The organism is Sagittula sp. S175 (assembly GCF_049800975.1).
Classification (GTDB): domain Bacteria; phylum Pseudomonadota; class Alphaproteobacteria; order Rhodobacterales; family Rhodobacteraceae; genus Sagittula.
In genome coordinates this window covers 44,697-66,939 of the sequence record NZ_JBNAGB010000014.1, presented here as the reverse complement: position 1 = coordinate 66,939, position 22,243 = coordinate 44,697, and the positions used below count along the sequence as shown (strand labels likewise).

Sequence of the window (22,243 nt, the reverse complement as noted above, 5' to 3'; positions counted from 1 at the left end):
ATCAAGTCGTCCAGAGCAGGAAAACCGACACCACAGCCAAGGCTGCCAGACCATAGGGCATGTTCCACCGCAGACCCACTTTTGCTGGGTCCTCGTCGATCATCCGCGCTGAAAGTCGAACAGAGGCGGAGAAGGGCGTTACATTGACCACAATGGACCATGTGGCCACCATGGCAACGGCAACAGAGACCGGGTTGATCGCCAGTCCGGACAACTGGGGCAGGGTGCCTGCAAGGATCGTAACCGAGATGATCGGACTGACCCCAACGATGGACAGGGCAAAGGCCAGCCACATGGCGAGTACCAGGACCATCCCGCCCGACAACCCTGCCAATGTAACGATTTGCCCCAAAGCGTCGGTGTCGATGAGCGGCAGGACCAATACGCCAAGAAAGGCGGAGCACGCGAACAAACCAATCTCTGATCGCATTGACGGAAGGTTCGGCAGCATCTCGCCTGAAAGCTCCATAAGGCTTTTGCGAAAGGCGAAGGCGACGCCATGATCGGGCTTCTGGATGACGAGCCAGCCCAGTGAGATCCAGGGTATGATCAGCAAAAGTGACTGTATCAGGCTGACTCCGACCAAACGGGACACCAAAAACGCCAGAGAGGGCACCAACGCAACGATGCCCAGAAGTGGCAGCAGGCCCAGTAACGACGGCGTTTCCGGCAAGCCTGGCAGCGCGCGACGGGGAAAGCTGAATCGGTCGATCCCCCAGCCCAGTAGAAGGATCATGGCGGCCAGCGGTGCTGAATGTATGGCGATTTGCAGATAGTTCACGGCTGGAATAGCCGCGGTGATGAGCGCCATGGTCACGGTGATCGGCGACCACATGGGCAGCGATGAGAACCCTCGCAGCATTGCCAGCGTCATGCGGCGCCGCCGTATTCCTGCAATGCGCCGCGCCTCGGCATCAGCACCACCTTCAGTGCCTTTGGCGATCATCGTTCCAAGCAGGCCAAGCGTCGAAAAGTTCAAGAGTATGCCGAAGAACGACGCCCCGAATGTCAGCACCAGGTAACGACGCCCAGGGGGCTGATAAACGAGGATTGCACCCGAACGCATAATCAAGGGCGACCGAGCAGCTGCGAATTGCAGGAACGCCAGAGAGGTGAGGAAGAAGGCGAAGAAGGCGGCCCGGTCTACCGCTCGCCCCGCCAGCGCAAGATCGAAATTGCCCTGAGACAATTCCCACATTGGCAGTGCGATACAAAGCGTCGCCAAGATCAGTGCAACCTTGGACATGCCACGCGCTTCGAGGACGATAAAGCCCACCAGCCCGATGGCTTCCATGATGCGAAGGGGGACCGCATCGGCGAAGATTTCGCCGACCGCGCCAACACAGGCCAACAGGAGGAAACTGGCGGACAGCACTCAGATAAAGTTGAAGCGCAAAGGTTCCTTATTGGCGAACCGGGTGACAGCGTCCTGGTTGTAGCGGCTGGCCAGAAGAATTGCCTGAGCCTGCATTTCCAGCGAGAGAAGCGTTTCCGCATCGGTGTCCAAGGACCGGCTCAGGATGTCCTTTGTAAGGGAAAATGCAGAGCGAGAGCCCTGTTCCATCTGACGCGCCATATCCTGTGCGCGCGTCAATAGCTGTTCATGAGGCACGATCTCCAGTGCGAGACCTATGCGCAAGGCTTCTTCGGCCTCGACAGTACGTCCAGTGTACATCAATTCGCGGGCCCGTTGCAGTCCGACCGCGCGGGGCAGGGCGTGGAACAAGCCCACATCCGGAACTAGTCCCACCTTGCAGAAGGCGCAGGAAAACTTGGCCCGCTCGGTGATCAGGACGAGGTCGCAAGCCAGCGCCATGGCCAGACCAGCCCCTGCTGCGGGGCCATCCACTGCCGCGATGACCGGCACCGGCAGGTTGCGTAGCACGCGTAGCCAGCCGTGGGTATGCCGCATCCGGTCGAGGTAATCCTCGGCGCCGTCATATTCGCCAGTGGCATGTTCACGCGCCATTGCCTTGAGGTCGCCACCACCGCTGAAGACGCCTCCCGATCCAGTCAGGATCACTGCCGTCAAGTTTCGGTCACCCTCGAGACCGCGCAGGGTTTCGTCCAAGGCGAGCTTCAGCTCGGCATTCAGCGGGTTGCGCTGTTGCGGCCTGGTCATCTCGATAAGGGCTATGCCGCCGTCTCGGGTCAGGCGCAGAGCCTCGGTTCTCTCGGTCAAGGCGGTTCTCCCCATCTCGCCGCGCCTTTCGCCTTGGGGGCCGCGCGTGTTGAATTTCAAAATTACAGAAGATGTATTTATCTTGCTTATAGTAAGCAAGATAAATAAAATCTGACGCCTAGGATTGCCGCCGGAGGCGGAAACTTGATTGCTGCTGCGGTAAACAGTGAGGGGGGAGAGATGGTCAAGAACGGATCGCAGGACGCCGCCGACCGAAGTGGTCCCATCTTTCAGGATATCGCCCGGTTTCGCGGCATCGTATTTGACAGCCTTTTGCGCCCGCATGACATCACCATGTCGCAAGGATTGGCCATCATGCATCTCATCGCCGAGAACGGATTGAGGCAGGCCGATCTCGCGGAGCGCTTGGACATTGCTACCGTGACCACATCGAAGTTGATCGACCGCCTGGAGGCGCGAGGTTTCGTCACTCGTCAGGCAGACCCTGACGACCGTCGCAGCAAACGCCTTTTCCCCACGGAAAAGGCCTGCGCCCTGTTCAAAACCATCGCCAGCACTCAGAGCCGGGTTGATACGATTGCCAACGCGGGCGTCGATCCGGCAGAACTGGAAGTCGCACTGAAGGTGCTGAACCAGATGCGCGCGAACCTTAAACGTAGCATCACGTAGGGCCAGTCTACAGACGAGACGACATTTCCCGCCGCAAAAAAGGAAGCATTATGGCTCGGCCGCTAACTTCGGGAAGCTGTCTGCACCGACAGATTTTCTTTGAGAAGGGGCGCCGATCCATCGTGCTGGACATGATGTACCCCAATGCCCTGGCCCGCCTTGCGCCGGACTCTGCACGTGTGCGCTACCGGAAATTGGTCTTTGCACATTGGCGTGCGCAAACTTGGGTTCTTGCACACCACCGGTTCGGGGATTGCGATGCTTGCGAAAGGCCCATGATTGAGCCGCTCTCTTGCGTCGCTGCGCGGCTCATGATGACATTTCTACCAAGGGCGTGACGGTTTGACGGCGCTATACGCAAGGAAAGGACCACAATGGGTCTCCCCGATGTCATGAAGCGCATGCGTCTGCCGCTGGTCGGCAGCCCCATGTTCATTGTCTCGACACCCGAACTGGTGATTGCCCAGTGCAAGGCCGGCATCGTTGGGTCGTTTCCTGCGCTCAATGCGCGCGAGAAGGACGGCCAGTCGTTGGATATGTGGCTGACGCGGATCGGCGATGAACTGGATCGCCACAATCAGGCGAACCCCGACCAGCCTGCCGCGCCCTATGCCGTGAACCATATTGTGCACAAGTCGAACCAACAGCTGGAAAAGCACATCGAGATCTGCATGCAACACAAGGTGCCGATCTGGATCACGTCGCTCGGCGCCCGACCGGACGTGAACGAGGCCGCGCATTCCTGCGGTGGTGTGGTGTTCCACGACGTGATCCACAATACCTTTGCCAAGAAGGCCATCGAAAAGGGTGCCGACGGCCTGATCGCCGTGGCCGCCGGGGCTGGTGGCCACGCGGGCGCCCAGTCACCGCTGGCCCTGATCCGCGAGATCCGCAATTGGTTCGACGGGCCGCTGTTGCTGTCCGGTGCCATCTCGGAGGGGGACTCGCTGCTTGCCGCTCTCGCCATGGGCGCCGATGGCGGCTATGCCGGATCGGCCTTCATCGCCACCGAGGAGGCCAATGCTGTCGCCCGATACAAGCAAATGGTGACGGAATGCAGCGCAGAGGACATCCTGTATTCCAACGCCTTCACCGGTGTGCATGGCAACTATCTGAAGCCGTCCATCGTCGCGGCTGGCCTCGATCCAATGAACCTCGACGTTTCCGATCCGTCGAGGATGAGCTTTTCGGAGGACCGCGAGAAGCACCGCCCGAAGAAATGGTCCGAGATCTGGGGAGCAGGGCAGGGCATCGGCGCGGTGCGCGAGATCACCAGCGTGGAACGACGTGTCGCGCAGCTGGAAGCGGAGTTCCGCGCTGCCAAGCAACGTCTCGATGCGCAGGTGGCAGGGGTGAATTGGGGCGCGTGAAGAAGGACGATTGAAGAAATCGGAGAGGTCATGTCACAGCACTCCCGCTATGCCGTCTACTACATGCCGCGCCCCAGTGCGCTGGCAACCTTCGGCGCCCAATGGCTGGGTTGGGATGCGCAAGCGGCCCGCGAGTGCGTCCAGCCCGAAATCGAAGGGATGGCGGACTTAACGCGTGGTCCGCAAAAATACGGCTTTCACGGCACACTGAAAGCGCCGTTCCGGCTTGCGGCCGGTTGTTCTGTCGAGGGGTTGCGAGAGGCGGTGGCGTCACTAGCGGCCTGCACGGCGGGGGCCAGAAGCGAGGGGCTGACCCTGACGCAGTTGGGGCGGTGGTTTGCGTTGACGCCCACCGGGGAGGGGGACGATATTGCGCGGGTCGCCGCGACCTGCGTAACCGCGTTGGACGGATTCCGCGCCCTTCCTACCGAGGCCGAGATGGCAAAGAGACGTAAGGGCGTGTTGAACGCCGCGCAGGAGGCCCATCTGCAACGCTGGGGCTATCCTTACGTGCTGGACCAGTTCCGTTTTCACCTGACGTTGACCGGCAGCGCTGCCAGGGCTCGGGCCGGCGCGATTGAGGCGGCGATCCGTGCGCATCTGCCGGACCTTCCCACGCCCTTCTTGGTCGAGGACATTTGCCTGTGCGGGGAACGTGCGGACGGGCGGTTCGAACTGCTGGAGCGGTTTGCCCTGACCGGCTGAGGGCCAGCTTTGTCACGGAATTGTTGTACGAATCTGTTTGATAAAGCGGAGGAACTGCCGCGCCGGAGCATCGGCGGGTTTCGCAACGTCCGGGGGGACGCCATGCTGGGACTTCTTTACGCACTGGCCGGGTTGGCCGCTTTTATGACGCTGCTGCTGCTCGTTGAGCGGCTGGTCTGCTGGGGCGTGCGCCTGTCTGGCGCGTTGCTGCCCGATGATATATGCGGGCCGGAGGGCTGGCTGATCGACACCGACCGCCAGTGTGGCGTGTTCGACCGGGTAGCGCGTGGCTGAGAGCACAGGGTCCGCAGTGCAGGGACTGCGCTATGCCGTGGCCTTCTCGTTCACGTGCTGCGTCCATCGGACACCGTATGCGATAAACGCGTCTTTCATGGGGTCAAAGGGCAGCTCTGCCTCGGGGCTCTTCAGCGCTGCGCCGCGCCAGAGCTGGGCCGCGCCTTGGCTGGTGCCCGTCGCGCTCCGCGAGGTCGAGACCGCACATCCAGTAGCCGCGACACGCATCCGCAAATAGGGGCGGTTCGCGGCAAAGGGACCTTCGACAATAATCCGGCCTTGGTGGCCGATGCCGCTCAGGCAGACCTCGGTCACAAGCGCGAGGTACAGGGCGAGCGCAGCGTAGCGCTCGGGGCTGCCTGCAGCCGGTTCCGTACCGATCCAGCGCGCCTGCCGCCCGCGAAACGGGCCGGAGCCCGGTTCAACGGCTGGGAGCAGCATTGGGCCATCCACCAACACCGCGCGCAGGATTTCTTCTGACACCTCGGTGGAGCGATCACCCGCGATCAGGTCGTGTTCTCGGCCTCCCAAGAAGCGTGCGGAGGACACAGGCTGGCCAAGGGCATTGACGTTGATCAGCATGTCGCGCGCGGGGTCGGGCGCCACGGGCTGGCCGCCGATTGCCATGGCGATGACCCATGTCCCGGTCGACACCAAGGAGTAGGGTGGCCTGTTGCCAAGGACATGCGGCAACAGCGAGGCGTTGGAATGGTGGATGCCACACAGAACGGGTGTCTCGGGACGCAAGCCGGTGCGCGCGGCGATGGCCGGCAGGATCGGGCCGATCACCTCACCGGGCCTGCGCGCGGGTGCGATGCGATCAGTGATCCCCAGCCGCTCGACCAGCGCAGAGAACCGGCCTTCGTGCGGGTTCCACAGGTCTGTGTGGCACCCCAGAGAGGTCATGTCCGTCGCGGCCACCCCGGTCAGGCGATGCCCCCAGTATTGCGGATAGGTGACGATGGTCGCGGTGCGGTCCAGAAGCGTCGGATCATTGCGGAATAGCCAGTACAACTGCGCCCCGAGGTTCAGGCCCATGGCAAGTCGGGGCGAGCGGGTCTGGTCAAACGTGGGACGCAGGGCGTCGTAGTCCTGCGCAACCCCGTCCGGGCCGTCGTGTTCATAGTCCAGGATAGGGGTTGCCAGGCCGCCGTCGGTTCCCAGAAGTGCCGCGCAGGCTCCGTGCGCGGTCACCGAAATCCCGTCGATTCCGTATGCCGCGTGGAACTTTGTCAGAGCATCCAGCAAGAATTCCCAGATCTGCTCGGTGTCGAAATGAGGATAGGGTGGCGCGGTCAGGACGTGGTTGGGCCTTATCCTGACCGCGATCTCGGACAGGTCGGACAGCGCGACCAGCGCCAGTTTAGCGTCGGTCTTGCCGATGTCGATGACAGCCACGTGCCCGGTGGTGTTTGTCATGGCAGGTGAAACACCGCTTCCAGAGGAACAGCCACAGGTTCGTTGTCGGGGTGGGTGTCCATGATGTCCGCCATATGCGCCCACCAGCGTTGCATGATCTCTGTCGCAGGCAGGGTGTCCATGCTTTGATCGTCGGTACGCCAGAGCACGCCGAACAGGATGCCCGTCTCGCGGTCGAGGTGGATGGAGTAGTCCGAGATCCCAACGCCTTTCAGCAGCGCCTCCAATTCGGGCCAGATTTCGTCGTGGCGTTTGCGGTATTCGGCTTCGCAGCCGGGGTTGAGCCGCATCCTGAAGGCATGTTTTTGCATCAATGTCTCCACAGGGACCAGAGGCGGGGCAGGGCGATGACCCCGATCAGCAGTGCGCCGATGACGATGGACATGACGATCCCCGGGACGTTCAGAAGGCCCAGACCAAAGGTCACCAGTCCCATCACGAAGGCGGCGATCACCACGCCGGGGATGGATCCCGATCCGCCGAGGATGTTTACGCCGCCCAGCACCACCATGGTGACGACTTCCAGCTCCCAACCTACTGCGACGGAGGGGCGGGTCGAGCCCAGACGCGAGGTCAGGCAGATCGCAGCTACGCCGGCCATGAGCCCGGTCAGAAGAAACAGGATGAACTTCATACGCGCTACCCGGATACCCGAGAACAGTGCGGCGGTTGGATTGTTTCCGATAGCATAGACCGCCCGGCCAAAGTTGGTCTTGTGCAGGAGAACGCCGTAGATCACCCACATCGTCGCAAAAAGCACGAGTTCGAAGGAGATCACCCAGAACACGTAGCCCTGCCCGAAGAACGCGAAGTCCGAAGGGTAGCCCTTGCAGACTTGGTCACCGAGGATGATGTAGCTGATTCCGCGAAAAAGGCTCATGGTGCCGATGGTCACGACGATGGATGGCAAGCCCATGACAGTGACCAGCACCGCGTTGAACGCTCCGCAGGCCAGCCCCGTGGCCAGCCCGATCAGCACCAGAGTAGTGGTGCCCGCGCCCAGTTGAACGGCGGCACCCATGGCGGTAGAGGCCAAGGCGATGATCGCGGCGACGCTCAGGTCGATTTCGCCGGCGATGATGAGCAGTGCCATGGCGAAGGCGATCATCGCTTTCTCGGTAAAATTGAAGGTCGCGTCCGACAGATTCCAGGCATTCAGGAAGTAAGGCGAGGCAAAGCTGCTGGCGATGAAGATCGCCACGGCGACCAGAGGCAGCAGGCTTTCCCAGCTTTTCAGCCGCGCCTCCATCGGGGACCGCAGGCGGTCGGGGATGGTCCTTGTGATGTCGGTCATGCCGCGTGCTCCGCCGATTTGAGGATGATCCGGCCCTTGGTGCGCGAGGCACGGGCGTTGACGGCTACTGCGATGATGATCGCAGCACCGGAGATTGCGAGCTGCCAGAAGGGCGAGATGTTGACCACCGGCAGGGCGTTCTTGATGACACCGAGGAACAGTGCGCCCAACACGGCCCCGCCGACGGTGCCGATGCCGCCCGCGATGGAGATGCCGCCGATCACGCAGGCCGCGACCACGTCCAGTTCGAACCCGCCGGCGATGTCCACATAGGCCACGGCATAGCGCGAGACCCAGAGGTAACCCGTAAGCCCGGCAAGCGCCCCCGAGATGGTGAAGGCCCAGAATTGCGTGCGCCCAACTTCCAGGCCAGTGTAGGTCGCCGCGTGCGGGTTGCCTCCCACCGCGTAGAAGGCTCGGCCCAGCGTCGTCCGGGTCAATACGACGGAAAAGGCGATGACCGTCAGGATGGCCACCCAACTAAGGGTCGGCAGGCCGAGGATTTCGGCGCGCGGAAAGGCCTTGAAAGCGTTGCTCATCTCGTGGCTGTTCACCCACTTGCCGTCCGAGATCAGGAAGATGATACCCCGAAAGATGGTCATGGTGCCCAGTGTCACCACGATAGGCGGAATGGTCCGCTTCCAAACCAGCAGGCCATTGAGCATCCCCATCAGCGTGCCGAGGGAAATGGCCACGAGCAGGATCACGGCGACCGGGACGCCGGGGTAAGCCACGTTGATCATCGCGGTGACCATGCCAGTCAGCGCGAGGTTCGCAGCGACCGAAAGGTCGATGCACTTGGTCAGGATCACGATCATCTGGCCAATGGCCAGCAGGATCAGGGGCGAGGTGTCGTTGAATACGTCTGCGAGGTTCGAGGGGGCGACGAAGCTGGGAAAACGCGTGGCGACCAGCGCCAGCAGCACGGCGATTGCCCCCGACAAGAGGACCTCGCGAGAGGAGGTAAGGCGGTGAAACATGGGCTTACCTCAGATGCCGGCGGCGTGGCGGACAAGGGTTTCGGGAGTCATGTCCGGGCCCGACAGTTCGGCGGCGATCCGCCCCTCGCGCATGACGATGACGCGGTCGGACATACCCAGCACCTCGGGTATTTCCGAGCTGACCATGATGACCGCCAAGCCCTGCGCGGCGAGTTCAGCCATGAAACTATGGACGGCGGCCTTAGAAGCGATGTCGATGCCCTTGGTCGGTTCGTCTAGGACGATGACCTTGGGTTGGATCGCCAGCCACTTTGCTATGACAACCTTCTGCTGGTTGCCGCCGGAGAGGCCGCCCACGGCGGTGTCAAGCGAAGCAGCGCGCAGGTCGAGCCGCTCGACATACTCCCGCGCCAGCGCGAATTCCTTGGACATCCGCAGGAACCCGTTGCGCGATGTCCGCCTGAGCGAGGGCAGGGTGACGTTCTGGAATATCGGCAAGGCGGTGATGGCGCCCTGCCTGCCCCGATCCTCGGGGACATAGACGATGCCGCGCGCTATGGCCTCTGCCGGAGAGCGGATCACGCAGACGTTGCCATCAACCTTCGTCGCGCCTTTTGAGGGTGTTGTGATGCCGAACAGCGCCTGCATGAACTCGGATCGTCCGGCGCCGACCAGCCCGTAGAAGCCAAGGATCTCGCCGCGCCGGAGGGTAAAACCTATGTCGGCGAATTCGGTCGGGTGGTCGTAGCCCGCCACCTGCAAGACCTCGTCACCGGGTCGGCTATCGCGTTTCGGGAAAACCTGCGAGACATCGCGTCCCACCATCATCCGAACCAGCGCTGCCTCGTCGATCTCCGAGATCAGGCCGTCGGCGATGAACTGACCGTCCCGGAAAACGGTGTAGCGGTCGGCGATACGAAAGATCTCGTCGAACTTGTGGCTGATAAACAGGATTGCCTTGCCCTGCGCCTTCAGCTGGTCGACCAACGCATAAAGCTCTTCGATCTCCTTGTGGGACAGGGCGGCGGTAGGTTCATCCATGATGACCACACGCGCATCAACGGAAAGCGCGCGGGCAACGGCCACAAGGTGCTTGGAGGCAATGCCCAGGTCACGGAGCCGGGCGTCGGGGTCCAGATCGGCGCCGATATCCTCGAGAATGTCCCGCGCCTTCATCCGCATTGTGGCCCAGTCGATCAATCCGAAGCGTCCGCGCGGCGCATGGCCGAGAAAAATGTTCTCTGCCACGGTCAACTCGTCGAACAGCAAGGTTTCCTGATGGATCGCTGTAACCCCGGCGTGGGCCGCGTCCTGCGCCGTGCCGAAGCGTGTCTCGACTCCATCCACCAGGATCGCGCCGGCGTCGGGCTGATAGATGCCCGTCAGGGTCGTCACCACGGTGGACTTGCCCGCACCGTTCTCGCCCACCAGAGCTGTCACCTGCCCGGGATACAGACGCAAAGAGACCTCATCCAGCGCCTTCACACCGGGAAAGGCCTTGGTGATGCCCTCAAGGGCCAGCACCGGGGTCATTATCGATTCCACAGTCGTCTCGCTCTGGCTTTGCATGAACATGGCTGCTCCGTCAGAAGGCGCTCCGGTGCCCCTGTTTCGTCTTGGTAGAAACACTGCTGGGGGGCGGGGGTCTCACGACCCCCGAAATGCGCGCGGCCCGCCAGGTCGCGCGCGGATCGCCCCGGCGGAGCCGAGGCGAAATTGTTCAGAAGATCGACTTGAAATCGTCGATGTTCGAGCTGTCGTAAACGAAGGGATCCGCCATGGCGCCCGAGTTCGTGTCGTCCAGCGTGACTTCGCCCATGCGGCCCATGGGGATCGATGCGCCCGGCTCGGCCTTGGCTCCACCCTTCGACAGCTCGTAGGCGATCATGGTCGCGGCATAGCCCAGGTCGATGGGGTTCCAGATGGCAAAGGACTTTGACGCGCCGCTCTCGATGGCAGGCCGAGGCCGGTCAAGTTGATCTCGCCCGCCTTGCCCGCATCCTGCACCGCCTGCGCGGCAGCCACGATGCCCACCGAGGTCGGCGCGATAATCGCGCTGAGGTCGGGGTAGGACTGCATGAGACCCTGCGCCTCGCGGTAGGATTTGTCGGCGAGGTCGTCGCCGTAGACAGTACCCACAACCTCGATGCCCGGGTAATCGCCCATGACCTTGTTCATCTCGTCGATCCAGATGTTCTGGTTTGTCGCCGTGGCCGAGGCCGACAGCACCGCGACCTTTCCGCCTTCGGGCAGGTGATCGGCGGCGAGCTTGATGATCATGTTGCCAATCAGTGCGTTGGAAGAGGGGTTGAGGTGCATCGAGCGGCCTTCGGGCGCAACGCCGGAATCCGACGAGATTACGGTGATGCCGCGGCTCTGCGCCTTTTGCAGCGCCGGGACCAGCGCGTCCGGGTCGTTGGCGGAAATAGCGATGGCGTCAACGCCCTGCGCAATCAATGCGTTTATGACCTCGATCTGGCCTTCGGCGGTGGTGTCGGTCGGGCCGGTGTAGATGATCTAGACATTGCCCAATTCGGCCGCGGCTTCCTCCGCACCCTTGGCGGCGGCCTCGAAGAAGCCGATCCCCAACGCCTTGACGACCAGTGCGATGCGCACAAGTTCTTCGGCCATGGCAGTGTTGCCCATAAGGCTTGCGGCAAGGCTGACGCCTGCGAGAAGTTTGGTAAAGTTCCTGCGGATCATGGTTTCCTCCCTGAGATCACGATGTGCGTTCGAACGGGTTCAGCCCGCCTGTTCTTGCTGCGACGCACCGGATTGCGCGACGATCAGCGTTACGTCCGCCGCTTCGAGCATGGCTGCTGCCTTGTCGGAGATCCCCTCGTCGGTGATCACTGTGTCGATGCGGTTCAGCGGACAGAGCACCAAGCTGGACCGGTTTGCGAACTTCGAGCTGTCGACCAGGACCACCAGTTCGTCGGCCTGACCGATGAGTTTCTGTTCAGCTTGTATCAGCAGCGGGTCGGCCTCCATCAGGCCGATGGGTCCCAGGCCCTGCGCCCCCATGAACATGCGACGCGCGTAAAAATTGCGGGTCACGTCGTTGTCGAAGGGCGACAGGATGATGTTCTGCTCGCGGTAGATTACGCCCCCTGAAAGCATCACGGTGTTCTTCGAATGCTTCAACAGGTGTTCCGCGATGGGAAAGGAGTTGGTGAAGACCTGGCATCGGCGCGACGCCAGGGGGTGCACCATCTGGAAGGTGGTCGTTCCGCCGTTGATGATAATGGAACCGCCGTCTTCGCATAGGCTCGACGCCGCGCGGGCAATGGCCTGTTTCTCGCGGCTGTGCATGGTCTCGGAAACGGCGAAGGGGCGGCCTGCGAGTCCCACGAACTGTGGCGTTGCGATGGCCTCGGCGCCGCCACGGACACGGCGCAGCTTCTTCTGAGCGTCGAGGGCGGCGATGTCACGTCGGATGGTGGCCTCGGATGCCTGGGTCAGGTTGCACAGGTCGACGACTGTCACCACCGGGCGATCCTGAACTGCGGACAAAATGATCCTGTGGCGTTCTTTCTCGTGCATGAGGCCCTCCCTTGGCTGCGCAGAGCACTCCGGTCAGTTTCCCGCCAAGGATTGAGCACGGGCGCACTGTGCCCAACGGGAGGACGTCATGTTGAACACCACCGAGAAAGCTTCGGAAAAACAATTGCTTGAAAACCGCTGGGACGAAGCTGCGGTGCAGGGTATGAGCGAGTCGGAATTGCTGCTCTACCGTTCCAATATCCTTGGCTCGGACAAGCGCGTCACGAACTACGGTGGCGGCAATACATCCGCCAAGCTGATGGAGACCGATCCGCTGACCGGAGCGCAGGTCGAAGTCCTCTGGGTGAAGGGATCCGGGGGCGACATCGGGTCGATGAAGCTGGACGGATTCTCGACCCTCTACATGGACAAGCTGCGCGCGCTGAAGGGTTTGTACCGTGGCGTGGCCTTTGAGGACGAGATGGTCGGCTACCTGCCGCATTGCACTTTCCGCCTGAACCCGCGCGCTGCGTCGAGCAATTCGCCCGCACTGACGCAAGAAATCTTTGGCGACGAGATCGGCTGGCTACCGTGGAAGCGTCCTGGGTTCGAGCTGGGTCTGTGGCTTGAAAAGTTTTGTCTTGAGAACCCGGAGGCCGAGGGTGTCGTGCTCGAAAGCCACGGGCTGTTTACTTGGGGCGATACGGCGAAGGCCTGCTACGACCAGACCATCGAGGTCATCAACACGGCGACGGCTTGGCTCTTGGAGCGGATGGAGGGCGTGCCGGCCTTCGGCGGCGCGGTCCATCAGAGCCTGGGAGCGGCCGAGCGCCAGGCGATTGCCGCGCGCCTGATGCCCGCGATCCGGGGTTTCGTGTCCGGCAACCAGCACATGATCGGCCACTTCAATGATTCAGACACGGTGCTGCAATTCGTCAACGCACGGGACATGCGCCCGCTGGCTGCACTGGGAACCTCCTGCCCGGACCATTTCCTGCGCACGAAGATCCGCCCGCTGGTCGTCGACTTCGATCCGGCGGAGGGTAACATTGACGAGGTTCTGGATAGTCTTCCGACGCAGATCGCTGCTTACCGCGATGACTACGCTGCCTACTACGATCGCTGCAAACACGACGACAGCCCGGCACTGCGCGACCCGAACGCGGTGGTCTACCTCGTGCCCGGTGTCGGAATGATCACCTTTGCCAAGGACAAGGCGACGGCGCGGATTTCCGGTGAGTTCTACGTCAATGCGATCAACGTGATGCGCGGCGCTTCGGCGGTGAGTGAATATACCGGCCTGCCCGAGCAAGAAGCATTCGACATCGAGTACTGGCTTCTGGAAGAAGCCAAGTTGCAACGCATGCCCAAGCCGAAATCGCTGGCGGGCCGCGTCGCGCTGTTTACTGGCGGGGCAGGGGGCATCGGAGCAGCGACGGCTCAACGCTACCTGGAGGAAGGGGCTTGTGTGGTTCTGGCCGATGTCTCCGAAAACGGACTGAGTGCCACCGAGGCGCAGCTTTCGCGTACACATGGCAAGGACGTGGTGCGAACTGTGCTGATGAATGTCACGGATGAGACTGCCGTGGCCAACGCCTATGCAAATGCGGCGGTAGAGTTCGGTGGCGTGGACATCCTGGTCTCGAATGCCGGGATCGCGTCTTCGGCGCCGGTCGAGGAGACCTCGCTGGCGCTGTGGAACAAGAATATGGACATTCTCAGTACGGGTTATTTCCTCGTGTCCCGGGAGGCGTTCAAGGTGATGCGTGTGCAGGGCATGGGCGGATCCATCGTCTTTGTCGCTTCGAAAAATGGTCTTGCGGCCTCGCCCAATGCCTCGGCTTATTGCACGGCGAAGGCGTCTGAAATCCTCCTCGCGCGCTGTCTGGAGCTGGAAGGGGCCGAGGCTGGCATTCGCGTGAATGTCGTGAACCCGGACGCGGTGTTGCGCGGTTCGAAGATCTGGGAAGGCGAATGGCTGGACCAGCGCGCCTCGACCTATGGCACCGACAAGGAGGGACTGGAAGAGATGTATCGCCAGCGCTCGATGCTGAAGCGGTCGGTGCTGCCCGAGGATATTGCAGAGGCAGCGTATTTCTTTGCCTCGGATCGGTCTGCGAAGTCGACGGGCAATATCTTCAACGTGGACGCGGGCAACGTGCAGGCGTTCACGCGCTGAGGAATGGGGTGGGGGTAAACCCACCCGAAGGCCATAGGCAGGTCCCGTCACCTGCATGCCAACGAGCGGCAGGGTAGATGTGCGACCCGCCGCTCCGGGGAGGAAGACCACATGAGTTATGACAGTGCCAAGGCTCAATTCGCCGATTGGGGTGTGGACACCGAGGCCGCCATCGCGCGGTTGAAGACAATTCCGATCTCGATGCATTGCTGGCAAGGTGACGACGTGCGCGGCTTCGAGGAGGCCAGCGGTACATCGGGCGGGGGCATCCAGGCCACGGGCAACCATCCGGGCCGTGCTCGCACGCCGGACGAGCTGCGCGCCGATCTGGATTTCGCTTATTCCATGATTCCCGGCCAGCACCGGCTGAACCTGGATGCCATCTACATGGACACGGACGAGACTCCGGGCCGCGACGAGATCGAGTTCCGTCACTTCGCGCCTTGGGTGGACTGGGCGCGGGAAGAGGGCATCGGGCTGGACTTCAACCCGACATTCTTTGCCCATGCCAAAGCGGACGACAACCTGACGCTGGCGCACCCGGATAAGGGCATCCGCGACTTCTGGATCGAGCACGGCAAGCGCTGCCGCGAGATCGCGGCGCAGATGGGGGCGGCGCAGGGATCGGCCTGCATCAACAACATCTGGGTGCCGGACGGCTACAAGGACACGCCGGTGGACCGCATGGCAGCGCGTCGGCGGCTGCTAGACTCGCTGGACGAGATGCTGGCCACCCCGCTGGACCGGGCGCAGATACTGGACGCCGTGGAATCCAAGCTGTTCGGCATCGGGGTAGAGGCCTGTACCGTCGGCAGCCACGAGTTCTACCTGGGCTATGCGATCCGAAAAGGAACACTTCTGTGCCTTGACATGGGGCATTTCCACCCGACCGAGAACATCGCGGACAAGCTGTCGGCCTGCGCCTTGTCCTTGGACGAGTTGCTGCTGCACGTCTCGCGCCCGATGCGCTGGGACAGCGACCATGTGATCCTGCTGAATGACGACATCCAGTCCATGGCAAACGAATTGGTGAGCGCCGACTTGCTGGGACGGACGCACATCGGGCTGGATTTCTTTGACGCCACGATCAGCCGTACCGCCGCTTGGGTCATTGGCACGCGCAATATGCAAAAAGCTCTTCTGCGCGCGCTGCTGATGCCGTTGGACCGTTTGCGTCTCGCCGAGGATGGGCTGGATTTCAGCACGCGCTTCATGATGACGGAAGAGGCGAAGGACTTGCCATATGGCGCGGTCTGGTAAGAGGCGTGTGCGCGTTTGGCTGTGCCGTCGGGACGGGCGCTGATTGCAGAACTGGATCGGTATCAGGCATCCGTAGAAGCGCGCGGCTGATCGCGGCATCCGGATCAAGATGGACCACGACCTTGAAAGGGGTCGTGGTTTTTTCGTTCGTGGCCCGGCGACGGTTTCGAGCGGGTTGTGTCAGAGGCCCTCTGAAATTCAGCGCAAAACTTTATGCGCTTCCTCTTCGCAGACTGCGCAATCCATGGCAGAGTAGGCCATGCGCGAGTGAGGACTGCTTTTTACGACAGACTATTTGACACAAAGAATTCATGGGGAGGAGAGACCATGAACCTGAGACCGGACCCGACTTTTCACGCGACCCCGAAGCTGGCGATGGAGGCGCCCGCCGAGACGCTGGCCTTCACCTTGATGTTGTCGCCGGATGGATCGCAACCCGACGGGGTGGCCATTGTCGATGTGGACCCGAATTCAAAGTCTTACGGCGAGATCGTGCATCAGGTCATCATGCCGAACAAGGGAGACGAGTTTCACCACTTTGGCTGGAACGCCTGTTCATCCTCGCTGTCACCGCTGTCCGGCCATGCTTTCCTGGAACGGCGCTATCTCATCATCCCCGGCATCCGGTCCTCGCGCATCTACGTCATCGACGTCAAAGAGCCGCTGAAGGCGAAGATCCACAAGATCATCGAACCTGAGGAGGTCTTTGCCAGGACCGGCTATTCCCGCCCCCACACAATCCATTGCGGTCCCGAGGGCATCTACGTCAGCACGCTGGGCGGCGGCGGTGCGGACGGGACCGACGGCCCTCCGGGCATCTTCATCATGGATTGCGAGACCTTCGAGATCCTTGGCCGCTACGAGATGGACCGGGGCAAGCAGGACAAGCACTATGATTTCTGGTGGAACCTGCCGCGCGATTACATGGTGTCGTCGGAATGGGGCCTGCCACCGCAGTTCGAGAACGGCATCGTCGCCGAGGACCTTTTGTCGAACAAATACGGCCACAGCATCCACTTCTGGAAGCTGCGCGAACGCAAGAACGTGCAGACCATCGACCTCGGCGAAAATCACCAGATGGCGCTGGAAATCCGCCCTGCGCATGATCCGTCAAAGGACTACGGGTTCTGCGGCGTCGTGGTGGACACAACCAACCTCCAAGGCGCGATTTTCACCTGGTGGCAGAAGGACGACGGCACCTTCGAGGCGAAGAAGACCATCACCATCGACCCGCGCCCCGAAGACCCGGAGAACCTGCCGCCGCTGCTTCAGGGCTTTGGCGCGGTGCCGCCGCTGGTGACGGATATCGACCTCAGTCTCGATGACAGGTTCCTCTACGTTGCCTGCTGGGGTCTGGGCGAGATGCACCAGTACGACGTCAGCGACCCGATGAACCCGGTGCTGGCCGGCAAGGTCGAACTGGGCGGCATCGCGCGCGGCACGGCGCATCCATCGGGCAAGCCCTTTGCCTACGGCCCGCAGATGGTCGAGATCAGCCGCGACGGCAAGCGCGTCTACTGGACCAACTCGCTCTATTCGACATGGGACGACCAGTTCTATCCCGGTGCCGAAGGCGGACAGATGGTCATGGCCCATGTGGGTGAGAACGGCGGACTGACGCTGGCCGAGGACTTCTACGTCGAATTCCCCAAGGGCTACCGCAGCCACCAGATCCGGCTTGAAGGCGGCGACTGTTCCACGGACAGCTTCTGCTATCCGTCTGTCTGACGATGTTTGACACGACCACCGCAACGGCCCTCTGGGGGGCCGTTGTCGTCTCGGGGCTGTATCACGGCGCGAACCCAGGCATGGGCTGGCCGCTGGCCGTGTCAGCGGCGCTGATGGACCGTAAAGGACGCAGCCTGTGGCGGGCACTTGCGGCGCTGGCAGGCGGTCACCTGCTGGCCATGGCGGCGATCCTTTTTCCCTTTGGTGCCCTTGTGTTTCTTGTTCGCTGGCAGGAGGCGATTCAGATCGGCGCGGCCAGCCTTGTCATCGCGATGGGGCTGTACCTGCTGGTGAACCGTCGCCATCCGCGGTTCCTCGCCCGCGTTCCGCCGACAAGGCTGGCGCTGTGGTCTTTTCTGGCTGCCATGGCGCATGGGGCAGGGTTGATGCTGGTGCCTATCTACCTCGGGATCTGCGATGCCATGGATGAAAACGCGGCGGGCGTGCTGATGGCAGGCCGGCCCGGTGCGGCGGTTCTCGTGGCGCTCGTTCATACGGTGGCGATGTTTGCCGCAGGCGCGGGTTTTGCCTTTACGGTCTATCGTTGGTTCGGGTTGAAGGCGCTGTCACGCAGCTGGTTCAACCTTGACGCAATCTGGGCGCTGAGCCTGGTACTGATTGGAAGCGTCTCGCTGGTCTCAGTCATTGGATGAAGATGGTTCGGTTAGAGGTCAGGCATGTCTCCCACGGGTTCAAAGCAGCGCACCTTGCCTGAGGAGTTCGCGACGCAGGGCGCCGATGTCGTCCGAACGCATGGTGGCCCTGACGCCTGCCGCCTGTCCCGTGGCAAAGGCAGTGCCCATGACCCGGGCCGATGCATAAGCCGCCGCATCCGCGCCAAGGGTCCGTCCACCGAGCCATAGGTTATCCAGTCCCGCAACCGACAGGGCGCCAAGACTGATTCCGTAGACGCCGTCACCGCCGATCGCACGATACTCGGTGTGTCCCGGGCCGTGATGGATTTCCATGGGCCATGCGCCGAGAGCGACAGTATCGTCGGGGCGTATCGCTTGTGCCAGCGAGCTTTGAAGCAAGGGGGTGCGCGTTGCCACATGGCGGGTTTCGCGGATGCCGATCTTTGGGCCGGTTGCCACGACGTAGGCATTTTCAAATCCGGTCAGCCCGGCGCGCAGAGCCCGGGTTGCGTGCCAGGCAGCGGCGCGCCCGTCAGCTTCGGCCTGAGCCAGATCCGTGCCGTCCAGGCCGTTTGTCACAACGTCGATCGACAGCCACCAGAGGTCGGCGCTGCCCGGCAGAGTGGTGAGAAAGCCTCCATCCGCGCGGATTTCAGCCCTGCCGAAGCGGTGTTGAATACCCTTGAGGGCTGCCGCGCGGGAGGGATTGTCCAACGCGGCTCCGGGCAGGACACCTCCAAGACGGACCGGGTAGGAGGCCGGCTGAACGTGGTCGGTAGCGTGAAGCGGGCAAAGGGCGGCACCTGCAAGGAACGCCAGAACGGCGTCTCCCGTGGTGTCTATGCAGGCATCGGCAGAGACCTCCCGCAGACCGCGGGGGTCGCACAGGCGCAGCGACTCGATCCGGCCGTGGTGTGTCTCGACACCCACCACCTGTGTGTGCAGGGCGAGTGTTGCTTTGCTGTCTGCGACGGTGCGATCCAGCGCGATCTTTGTCGCCTCGGGGTTCAAGCGGATGTTCCAATTCCCGGTCCCCGAGTAATAGGGGGCCACGTCGACCCCAAGCTGGTGCAGATGGTCCAGGGCCTGGCGGCCTGCGCCGGCCACCACGGCCTGCGGCACCTTGGCCGGACGTTGCGGAAAGAAGCCGCACCAAGCCAAAACCTGACTGAGGGTGGCTGCGCCACCCAGAAACCCTTGGGCTTCGACCAGCAGGACCCGGGCGCCGGTTTGCGCCGCACCAACGGCGGCGGCCACGCCGGCGCTGCCGCCCCCGGCGACGACGACGTCGTAATGTTCAGTCATCAGAAGGCTCCTTGACCGGTGTGAGGTCGGGGTAAAGTGCTACGGCGCGAACCAGCGCGTCGCCAAAGGCCTGAACGAAGCGCGAGCCCGGACGCTCGCCGTTCCAATAGAGGCGCGCGATGAATTCCGGAGCATTTTCGAGCGGGCGCGTGACAAGCCCGTCGGGCAGGTTTCCCGCCAAGGTGAAGCTGTCGAGCAGCGCGACGCCGACTCCCTGATATGCCAGTGAAATGCCGGCATCGGCGAAACGGATGAAGGCGACCTCGCGTGGGAGTGTCGGCGCATCGGCGAGAAAGGTGCTGATGGCTGCGAAATGCGGCCCGTCATGTTCAAAGCTGATGAGGTCAACCCCGGCGAGGTCACTGGCGCGGAGCATGTCCAGCGTCGCGAGCGGATGATCGGCGCTGAAGGCCGCGACGAGTGGCGCACGGGCGATCACTCGGCTGACCAGCAGGGGATGATCTAGCAGCGCCAGCGAAACGAGGCATTCGCCCTTGCCACCCAGAAGGTAGTCCACATGTTGCATCCGCGGCAGCGCGTCCAGGAACACTTTGAGTTCGGGCTGGCGCGTCTTCATCAGCCGGATGGCATGGGACACCAGCTGGCGGCCGACGCTTTGGGTATGAGCAAAGCGGAACAGGCTGGTCTGCCCTTCGATGACATGCGCGATGGAGTCTGTAAGGGCGCGCATCTGGGCGATGATCGGATCGACTTCTCCGAACAGGCGGCGGGCCTCCTCACTGGGCAACAGCCGTTTGCGGTGACGGTGAAACAGCGGCAGGCCAAGCTGATCCTCCAGCCGCTGCAGGCTGCGGCTGAGCGAAGGTTGCGATACATTCAGCAGGCGCGAGGCCGCGTTGACCGACCCGGTTGTCATAATGGCGTGAAAGATTTCCAACTGGCGGAACACCAACCCGGAACTTTCCGTTCGGCCCAGTCCGCCGGTCTGGTTTACCTCTTCCACGGCATCAAACGCTTTTGCATCCAGTGCAGCAAACCCGTCAGGGTTACGCCGAGGATCATGACGACGACGAGTCCCGCGTACATCTTTTCGGGCACCAGAACTTCCCAGTAATAGAAGGTCATGTAGCCGACGCCCTGCTTCGCGCGCAGGAACTCGACCGAGATGATGACGATCATCGCGGTCCCCAGCGCGATGCGAAGACCGGCAAAGATGACCGGCATCGCTCCCGGCAGGACTATGTGGCGCAACATTTGCAGCGGGCTGGCGCCGTAGTTGCGTCCGGCCATCAGGAAAACCGGGTCGATGTTGCGCACACCGGTCATTGTGTTGATCGTCATCAGGATAAAGACCGACAGGGCGACCACGACGATCTTCGGCCCTTCTCCGAACGGGTCGGTGAACATCAGCATCACGACAGGAAAGATGGCGATCTTTGGCAGGACGTAGATGGCTGCCAGTGTGGTATCCAGCATCAGACGGACGGTTTGGTTCAGGCCCATCACGACCCCCAGAAGAATGCCTGGGATGGCCCCCAACAGGAAACCGGCGAAGACGCGGCCAAGGGTTGCCAGCAGATGGCTTTCGGACAGCAGCGTGCCCACGGCGGGAAGACCGCCACTGGCGTATTCCTGCGGGATCAACCAGGGTCGGCCCAGCAGGCTGGTCCCTGAGAAACGGTCGTAGGTGACACTGACGTCCCACAGCGCTTTGCCGATTGCCGAGGGTGGCGGAAACCAGATTGGCGAGATCAGTTCTAGCGCCCCGGCCAGTTCCCAGACACAAAGGAGCAGAACCGGGAACCCCAATGCCAGCGTGCGCTCGTAGGTCTTGCGCGCCCGGACGGGTACATGGCGCCCAATGCGCTCGCAGATCAGGATCAGTAGGACAAAACTGATGGCGATGGCAGGCCATGCCCAGTCGTACCAGAGACCCGAGAGCGCGAGAACGCCGTGCAACGCAACGGCCCCCATCAAAAACGCGAGGATGGCGCGCAGGTCTTGGGTCATTGCTGCACCTCCATCGCGCGCGTTACCTCTGCGCTGAGCCGATCCCAGATCGCGGCGCGATACTCGGCGAAGGCAGGCAGGTTCATCGTGTCGATACTGCGTGGCCGTGGGAGGTCAATTTTATAGATTTCGAGGATGCGGCCCGGCTGCGCGCTCATCAGCACCACGCGGTCGCCCAGAAGCACCGCTTCGTCCAGCGAATGCGTGATGTAGACCACGGTCTTGCGCGTCTCTTCCCAAATGCGCAGCAGTTCCTCCTGCAAGACAACGCGCGTCTGTGCGTCAAGCGCGCCCAGCGGTTCGTCCATCAGCAGGACTTCGGGGTCATTGGCCAGCGCGCGGACGATGCTGACACGCTGCTTCATCCCGCCTGAAATCTGATGTGGGTAGTGTTCGGCGAATTTCGCCAGTCCGACGCGGTCAAGCCAGCTGCGGGCGATTTCGAGCCGGTCCTGTTCCGGGACGCCGCGCATCTGGAGACCAAAAGCCACGTTTTGGATCACGGTTTTCCAGGGAAAGATTGCGTATTCCTGAAAGACCACGCTGTTGAGCGGCTTCTTGGGATCGATGCCGGGGCGGATGGCCAGATGCCCGCCAGAGATATCTTCAAGACCTGCGAGCATCCGCAGAAAGGTGGATTTGCCACAGCCCGAGGGGCCGACGATGGCCAGAAACTCGCCCTCGGCCACGTCGAGCGAGAAATCGTCCACGGCGGTCATCCGCCCCGACGTTGTCTGGTAGACCTTCGTCACTTTGCGTGCGGAAATCTTCGGGTCGGGGTCAGAAGCCACGTCCGTTCAGCCTTCGTAAGAGAGTCGTGTCTGCAAAGGTTCGGGGGCGCAGATCC

The 22,243-nt window shown here is 62.2% G+C and carries 20 protein-coding genes and 1 pseudogene; 8 read left to right on the top strand and 13 right to left on the bottom strand.

The window, feature by feature from the left end; translation table 11 throughout:
- Position 1: 1 nt before the first annotated feature.
- Both ACP16H_RS16995 and ACP16H_RS16990 read right to left on the bottom strand, forming a co-directional pair.
- Positions 2–1,375 (bottom strand): hypothetical protein, encoded by a 1,374-nt coding sequence (locus tag ACP16H_RS16995; RefSeq protein WP_425073444.1) that lies wholly within the window; start codon positions 1,373–1,375, stop codon positions 2–4.
- On the bottom strand, positions 1,376–2,182 hold the full coding sequence (locus ACP16H_RS16990) for an enoyl-CoA hydratase/isomerase family protein (protein ID WP_425073443.1): 807 nt from the start codon (positions 2,180–2,182) through the stop codon (positions 1,376–1,378).
- Positions 2,183–2,362: 180 nt separating this feature from the next.
- Here ACP16H_RS16990 and ACP16H_RS16985 point away from each other — a divergent pair, with 180 nt between their 5' ends.
- The 4 genes from ACP16H_RS16985 to ACP16H_RS16970 all read left to right on the top strand — a co-directional run bounded on the left by ACP16H_RS16985 (position 2,363) and on the right by ACP16H_RS16970 (position 5,181).
- Positions 2,363–2,812: a MarR family winged helix-turn-helix transcriptional regulator gene (locus ACP16H_RS16985; RefSeq protein WP_425073442.1), complete on the top strand. Its 450-nt coding sequence runs from the start codon at positions 2,363–2,365 to the stop codon at positions 2,810–2,812.
- 374 nt (positions 2,813–3,186) lie between these two features.
- A complete protein-coding gene (locus tag ACP16H_RS16980) occupies positions 3,187–4,182 on the top strand; it encodes an NAD(P)H-dependent flavin oxidoreductase (RefSeq protein ID WP_425073441.1) in 996 nt (331 codons plus the stop codon).
- Between the two features lie 30 nt (positions 4,183–4,212).
- Positions 4,213–4,887 carry a DUF1045 domain-containing protein gene (locus ACP16H_RS16975; protein WP_425073440.1) on the top strand — a complete coding sequence of 225 codons (675 nt, stop codon included), beginning with the start codon at positions 4,213–4,215 and terminating at the stop codon, positions 4,885–4,887.
- Between the two features lie 102 nt (positions 4,888–4,989).
- Positions 4,990–5,181 carry a hypothetical protein gene (locus tag ACP16H_RS16970; protein ID WP_425073439.1) on the top strand — a complete coding sequence of 64 codons (192 nt, stop codon included), beginning with the start codon at positions 4,990–4,992 and terminating at the stop codon, positions 5,179–5,181.
- 30 nt (positions 5,182–5,211) lie between these two features.
- Here ACP16H_RS16970 and ACP16H_RS16965 read toward each other — a convergent pair whose 3' ends face one another.
- The 7 genes and pseudogenes from ACP16H_RS16965 to ACP16H_RS16935 all read right to left on the bottom strand — a co-directional run bounded on the left by ACP16H_RS16965 (position 5,212) and on the right by ACP16H_RS16935 (position 12,378).
- Positions 5,212–6,600, bottom strand: a complete 1,389-nt coding sequence (locus ACP16H_RS16965) for an FGGY-family carbohydrate kinase (protein WP_425073438.1) — start codon at positions 6,598–6,600, stop codon at positions 5,212–5,214.
- Positions 6,597–6,911 carry an L-rhamnose mutarotase gene (gene rhaM, locus ACP16H_RS16960; RefSeq protein WP_425073437.1) on the bottom strand — a complete coding sequence of 105 codons (315 nt, stop codon included), beginning with the start codon at positions 6,909–6,911 and terminating at the stop codon, positions 6,597–6,599. Before rhaM ends, ACP16H_RS16965 begins: the two co-directional genes overlap by 4 nt.
- Positions 6,911–7,894, bottom strand: a complete 984-nt coding sequence (locus ACP16H_RS16955) for an ABC transporter permease (protein ID WP_425073436.1) — start codon at positions 7,892–7,894, stop codon at positions 6,911–6,913. Before ACP16H_RS16955 ends, rhaM begins: the two co-directional genes overlap by 1 nt.
- On the bottom strand, positions 7,891–8,874 hold the full coding sequence (locus ACP16H_RS16950; protein ID WP_425073435.1) for an ABC transporter permease: 984 nt from the start codon (positions 8,872–8,874) through the stop codon (positions 7,891–7,893). Before ACP16H_RS16950 ends, ACP16H_RS16955 begins: the two co-directional genes overlap by 4 nt.
- Before the next feature lie 9 nt (positions 8,875–8,883).
- The gene (locus tag ACP16H_RS16945) at positions 8,884–10,368 is read right to left on the bottom strand and encodes a sugar ABC transporter ATP-binding protein (protein ID WP_425073434.1); all 1,485 of its coding nucleotides are present in this window, start codon (positions 10,366–10,368) and stop codon (positions 8,884–8,886) included.
- A gap of 187 nt (positions 10,369–10,555) precedes the next feature.
- Positions 10,556–11,538: pseudogene (gene rhaS, locus ACP16H_RS16940) on the bottom strand (rhamnose ABC transporter substrate-binding protein).
- 39 nt (positions 11,539–11,577) lie between these two features.
- Positions 11,578–12,378 (bottom strand): DeoR/GlpR family DNA-binding transcription regulator, encoded by an 801-nt coding sequence (locus ACP16H_RS16935; RefSeq protein ID WP_425073433.1) that lies wholly within the window; start codon positions 12,376–12,378, stop codon positions 11,578–11,580.
- A gap of 88 nt (positions 12,379–12,466) precedes the next feature.
- On the opposite strand from ACP16H_RS16935, the gene ACP16H_RS16930 reads away from it, so the two are divergent.
- The 4 genes from ACP16H_RS16930 (at position 12,467) to ACP16H_RS16915 (ending at position 18,138) form a co-directional block, all read left to right on the top strand.
- Positions 12,467–14,497, top strand: coding sequence for a bifunctional rhamnulose-1-phosphate aldolase/short-chain dehydrogenase (locus ACP16H_RS16930; RefSeq protein WP_425073432.1), 2,031 nt, complete (start codon positions 12,467–12,469; stop codon positions 14,495–14,497).
- 111 nt (positions 14,498–14,608) lie between these two features.
- Positions 14,609–15,757, top strand: coding sequence for an L-rhamnose isomerase (locus tag ACP16H_RS16925; protein ID WP_425073431.1), 1,149 nt, complete (start codon positions 14,609–14,611; stop codon positions 15,755–15,757).
- A gap of 327 nt (positions 15,758–16,084) precedes the next feature.
- Positions 16,085–17,485 (top strand): selenium-binding protein SBP56-related protein, encoded by a 1,401-nt coding sequence (locus tag ACP16H_RS16920; protein ID WP_425073430.1) that lies wholly within the window; start codon positions 16,085–16,087, stop codon positions 17,483–17,485.
- A 2-nt stretch (positions 17,486–17,487) separates the two neighbouring features.
- Positions 17,488–18,138 (top strand): hypothetical protein, encoded by a 651-nt coding sequence (locus ACP16H_RS16915; RefSeq protein WP_425073429.1) that lies wholly within the window; start codon positions 17,488–17,490, stop codon positions 18,136–18,138.
- 39 nt (positions 18,139–18,177) lie between these two features.
- Here the strand turns inward: ACP16H_RS16915 and ACP16H_RS16910 are convergent, their stop codons facing one another.
- From ACP16H_RS16910 to ACP16H_RS16895, 4 genes are read right to left on the bottom strand one after another with little or no spacing between them, the layout of a single operon-like run.
- Complete coding sequence (locus ACP16H_RS16910) at positions 18,178–19,425, bottom strand: FAD-dependent oxidoreductase (protein WP_425073428.1); 1,248 nt, start codon at positions 19,423–19,425, stop codon at positions 18,178–18,180.
- The gene (locus ACP16H_RS16905; RefSeq protein ID WP_425073427.1) at positions 19,418–20,389 is read right to left on the bottom strand and encodes a LysR family transcriptional regulator; all 972 of its coding nucleotides are present in this window, start codon (positions 20,387–20,389) and stop codon (positions 19,418–19,420) included. The genes ACP16H_RS16910 and ACP16H_RS16905 overlap by 8 nt, the downstream gene beginning before the upstream one ends.
- Entirely contained in the window at positions 20,377–21,396 is a 1,020-nt protein-coding gene (locus ACP16H_RS16900) for an ABC transporter permease (RefSeq protein ID WP_425073426.1), read from the bottom strand. Before ACP16H_RS16900 ends, ACP16H_RS16905 begins: the two co-directional genes overlap by 13 nt.
- Positions 21,393–22,187, bottom strand: coding sequence for an ABC transporter ATP-binding protein (locus ACP16H_RS16895; protein WP_425073425.1), 795 nt, complete (start codon positions 22,185–22,187; stop codon positions 21,393–21,395). Before ACP16H_RS16895 ends, ACP16H_RS16900 begins: the two co-directional genes overlap by 4 nt.
- Between the last annotated feature and the right edge of the window lie 56 nt (positions 22,188–22,243).

Bases quoted from the DNA above. Each gene is read 5' to 3' on its own strand.
- ACP16H_RS16985 (WP_425073442.1), top strand. From the start codon at position 2,363: ATGGTCAAGAACGGATCGCAGGACGCCGCCGACCGAAGTGGTCCCATC.
- ACP16H_RS16980 (WP_425073441.1), top strand. From the start codon at position 3,187: ATGGGTCTCCCCGATGTCATGAAGCGCATGCGTCTGCCGCTGGTCGGC.
- ACP16H_RS16975 (WP_425073440.1), top strand. From the start codon at position 4,213: ATGTCACAGCACTCCCGCTATGCCGTCTACTACATGCCGCGCCCCAGT.
- ACP16H_RS16970 (WP_425073439.1), top strand. From the start codon at position 4,990: ATGCTGGGACTTCTTTACGCACTGGCCGGGTTGGCCGCTTTTATGACG.
- ACP16H_RS16965 (WP_425073438.1), bottom strand. From the start codon at position 6,600: ATGACAAACACCACCGGGCACGTGGCTGTCATCGACATCGGCAAGACC.
- rhaM (WP_425073437.1), bottom strand. From the start codon at position 6,911: ATGCAAAAACATGCCTTCAGGATGCGGCTCAACCCCGGCTGCGAAGCC.
- ACP16H_RS16955 (WP_425073436.1), bottom strand. From the start codon at position 7,894: ATGACCGACATCACAAGGACCATCCCCGACCGCCTGCGGTCCCCGATG.
- ACP16H_RS16950 (WP_425073435.1), bottom strand. From the start codon at position 8,874: ATGTTTCACCGCCTTACCTCCTCTCGCGAGGTCCTCTTGTCGGGGGCA.
- ACP16H_RS16945 (WP_425073434.1), bottom strand. From the start codon at position 10,368: ATGACCCCGGTGCTGGCCCTTGAGGGCATCACCAAGGCCTTTCCCGGT.
- ACP16H_RS16935 (WP_425073433.1), bottom strand. From the start codon at position 12,378: ATGCACGAGAAAGAACGCCACAGGATCATTTTGTCCGCAGTTCAGGAT.
- ACP16H_RS16930 (WP_425073432.1), top strand. From the start codon at position 12,467: ATGTTGAACACCACCGAGAAAGCTTCGGAAAAACAATTGCTTGAAAAC.
- ACP16H_RS16925 (WP_425073431.1), top strand. From the start codon at position 14,609: ATGAGTTATGACAGTGCCAAGGCTCAATTCGCCGATTGGGGTGTGGAC.
- ACP16H_RS16920 (WP_425073430.1), top strand. From the start codon at position 16,085: ATGAACCTGAGACCGGACCCGACTTTTCACGCGACCCCGAAGCTGGCG.
- ACP16H_RS16915 (WP_425073429.1), top strand. From the start codon at position 17,488: ATGTTTGACACGACCACCGCAACGGCCCTCTGGGGGGCCGTTGTCGTC.
- ACP16H_RS16910 (WP_425073428.1), bottom strand. From the start codon at position 19,425: ATGACTGAACATTACGACGTCGTCGTCGCCGGGGGCGGCAGCGCCGGC.
- ACP16H_RS16900 (WP_425073426.1), bottom strand. From the start codon at position 21,396: ATGACCCAAGACCTGCGCGCCATCCTCGCGTTTTTGATGGGGGCCGTT.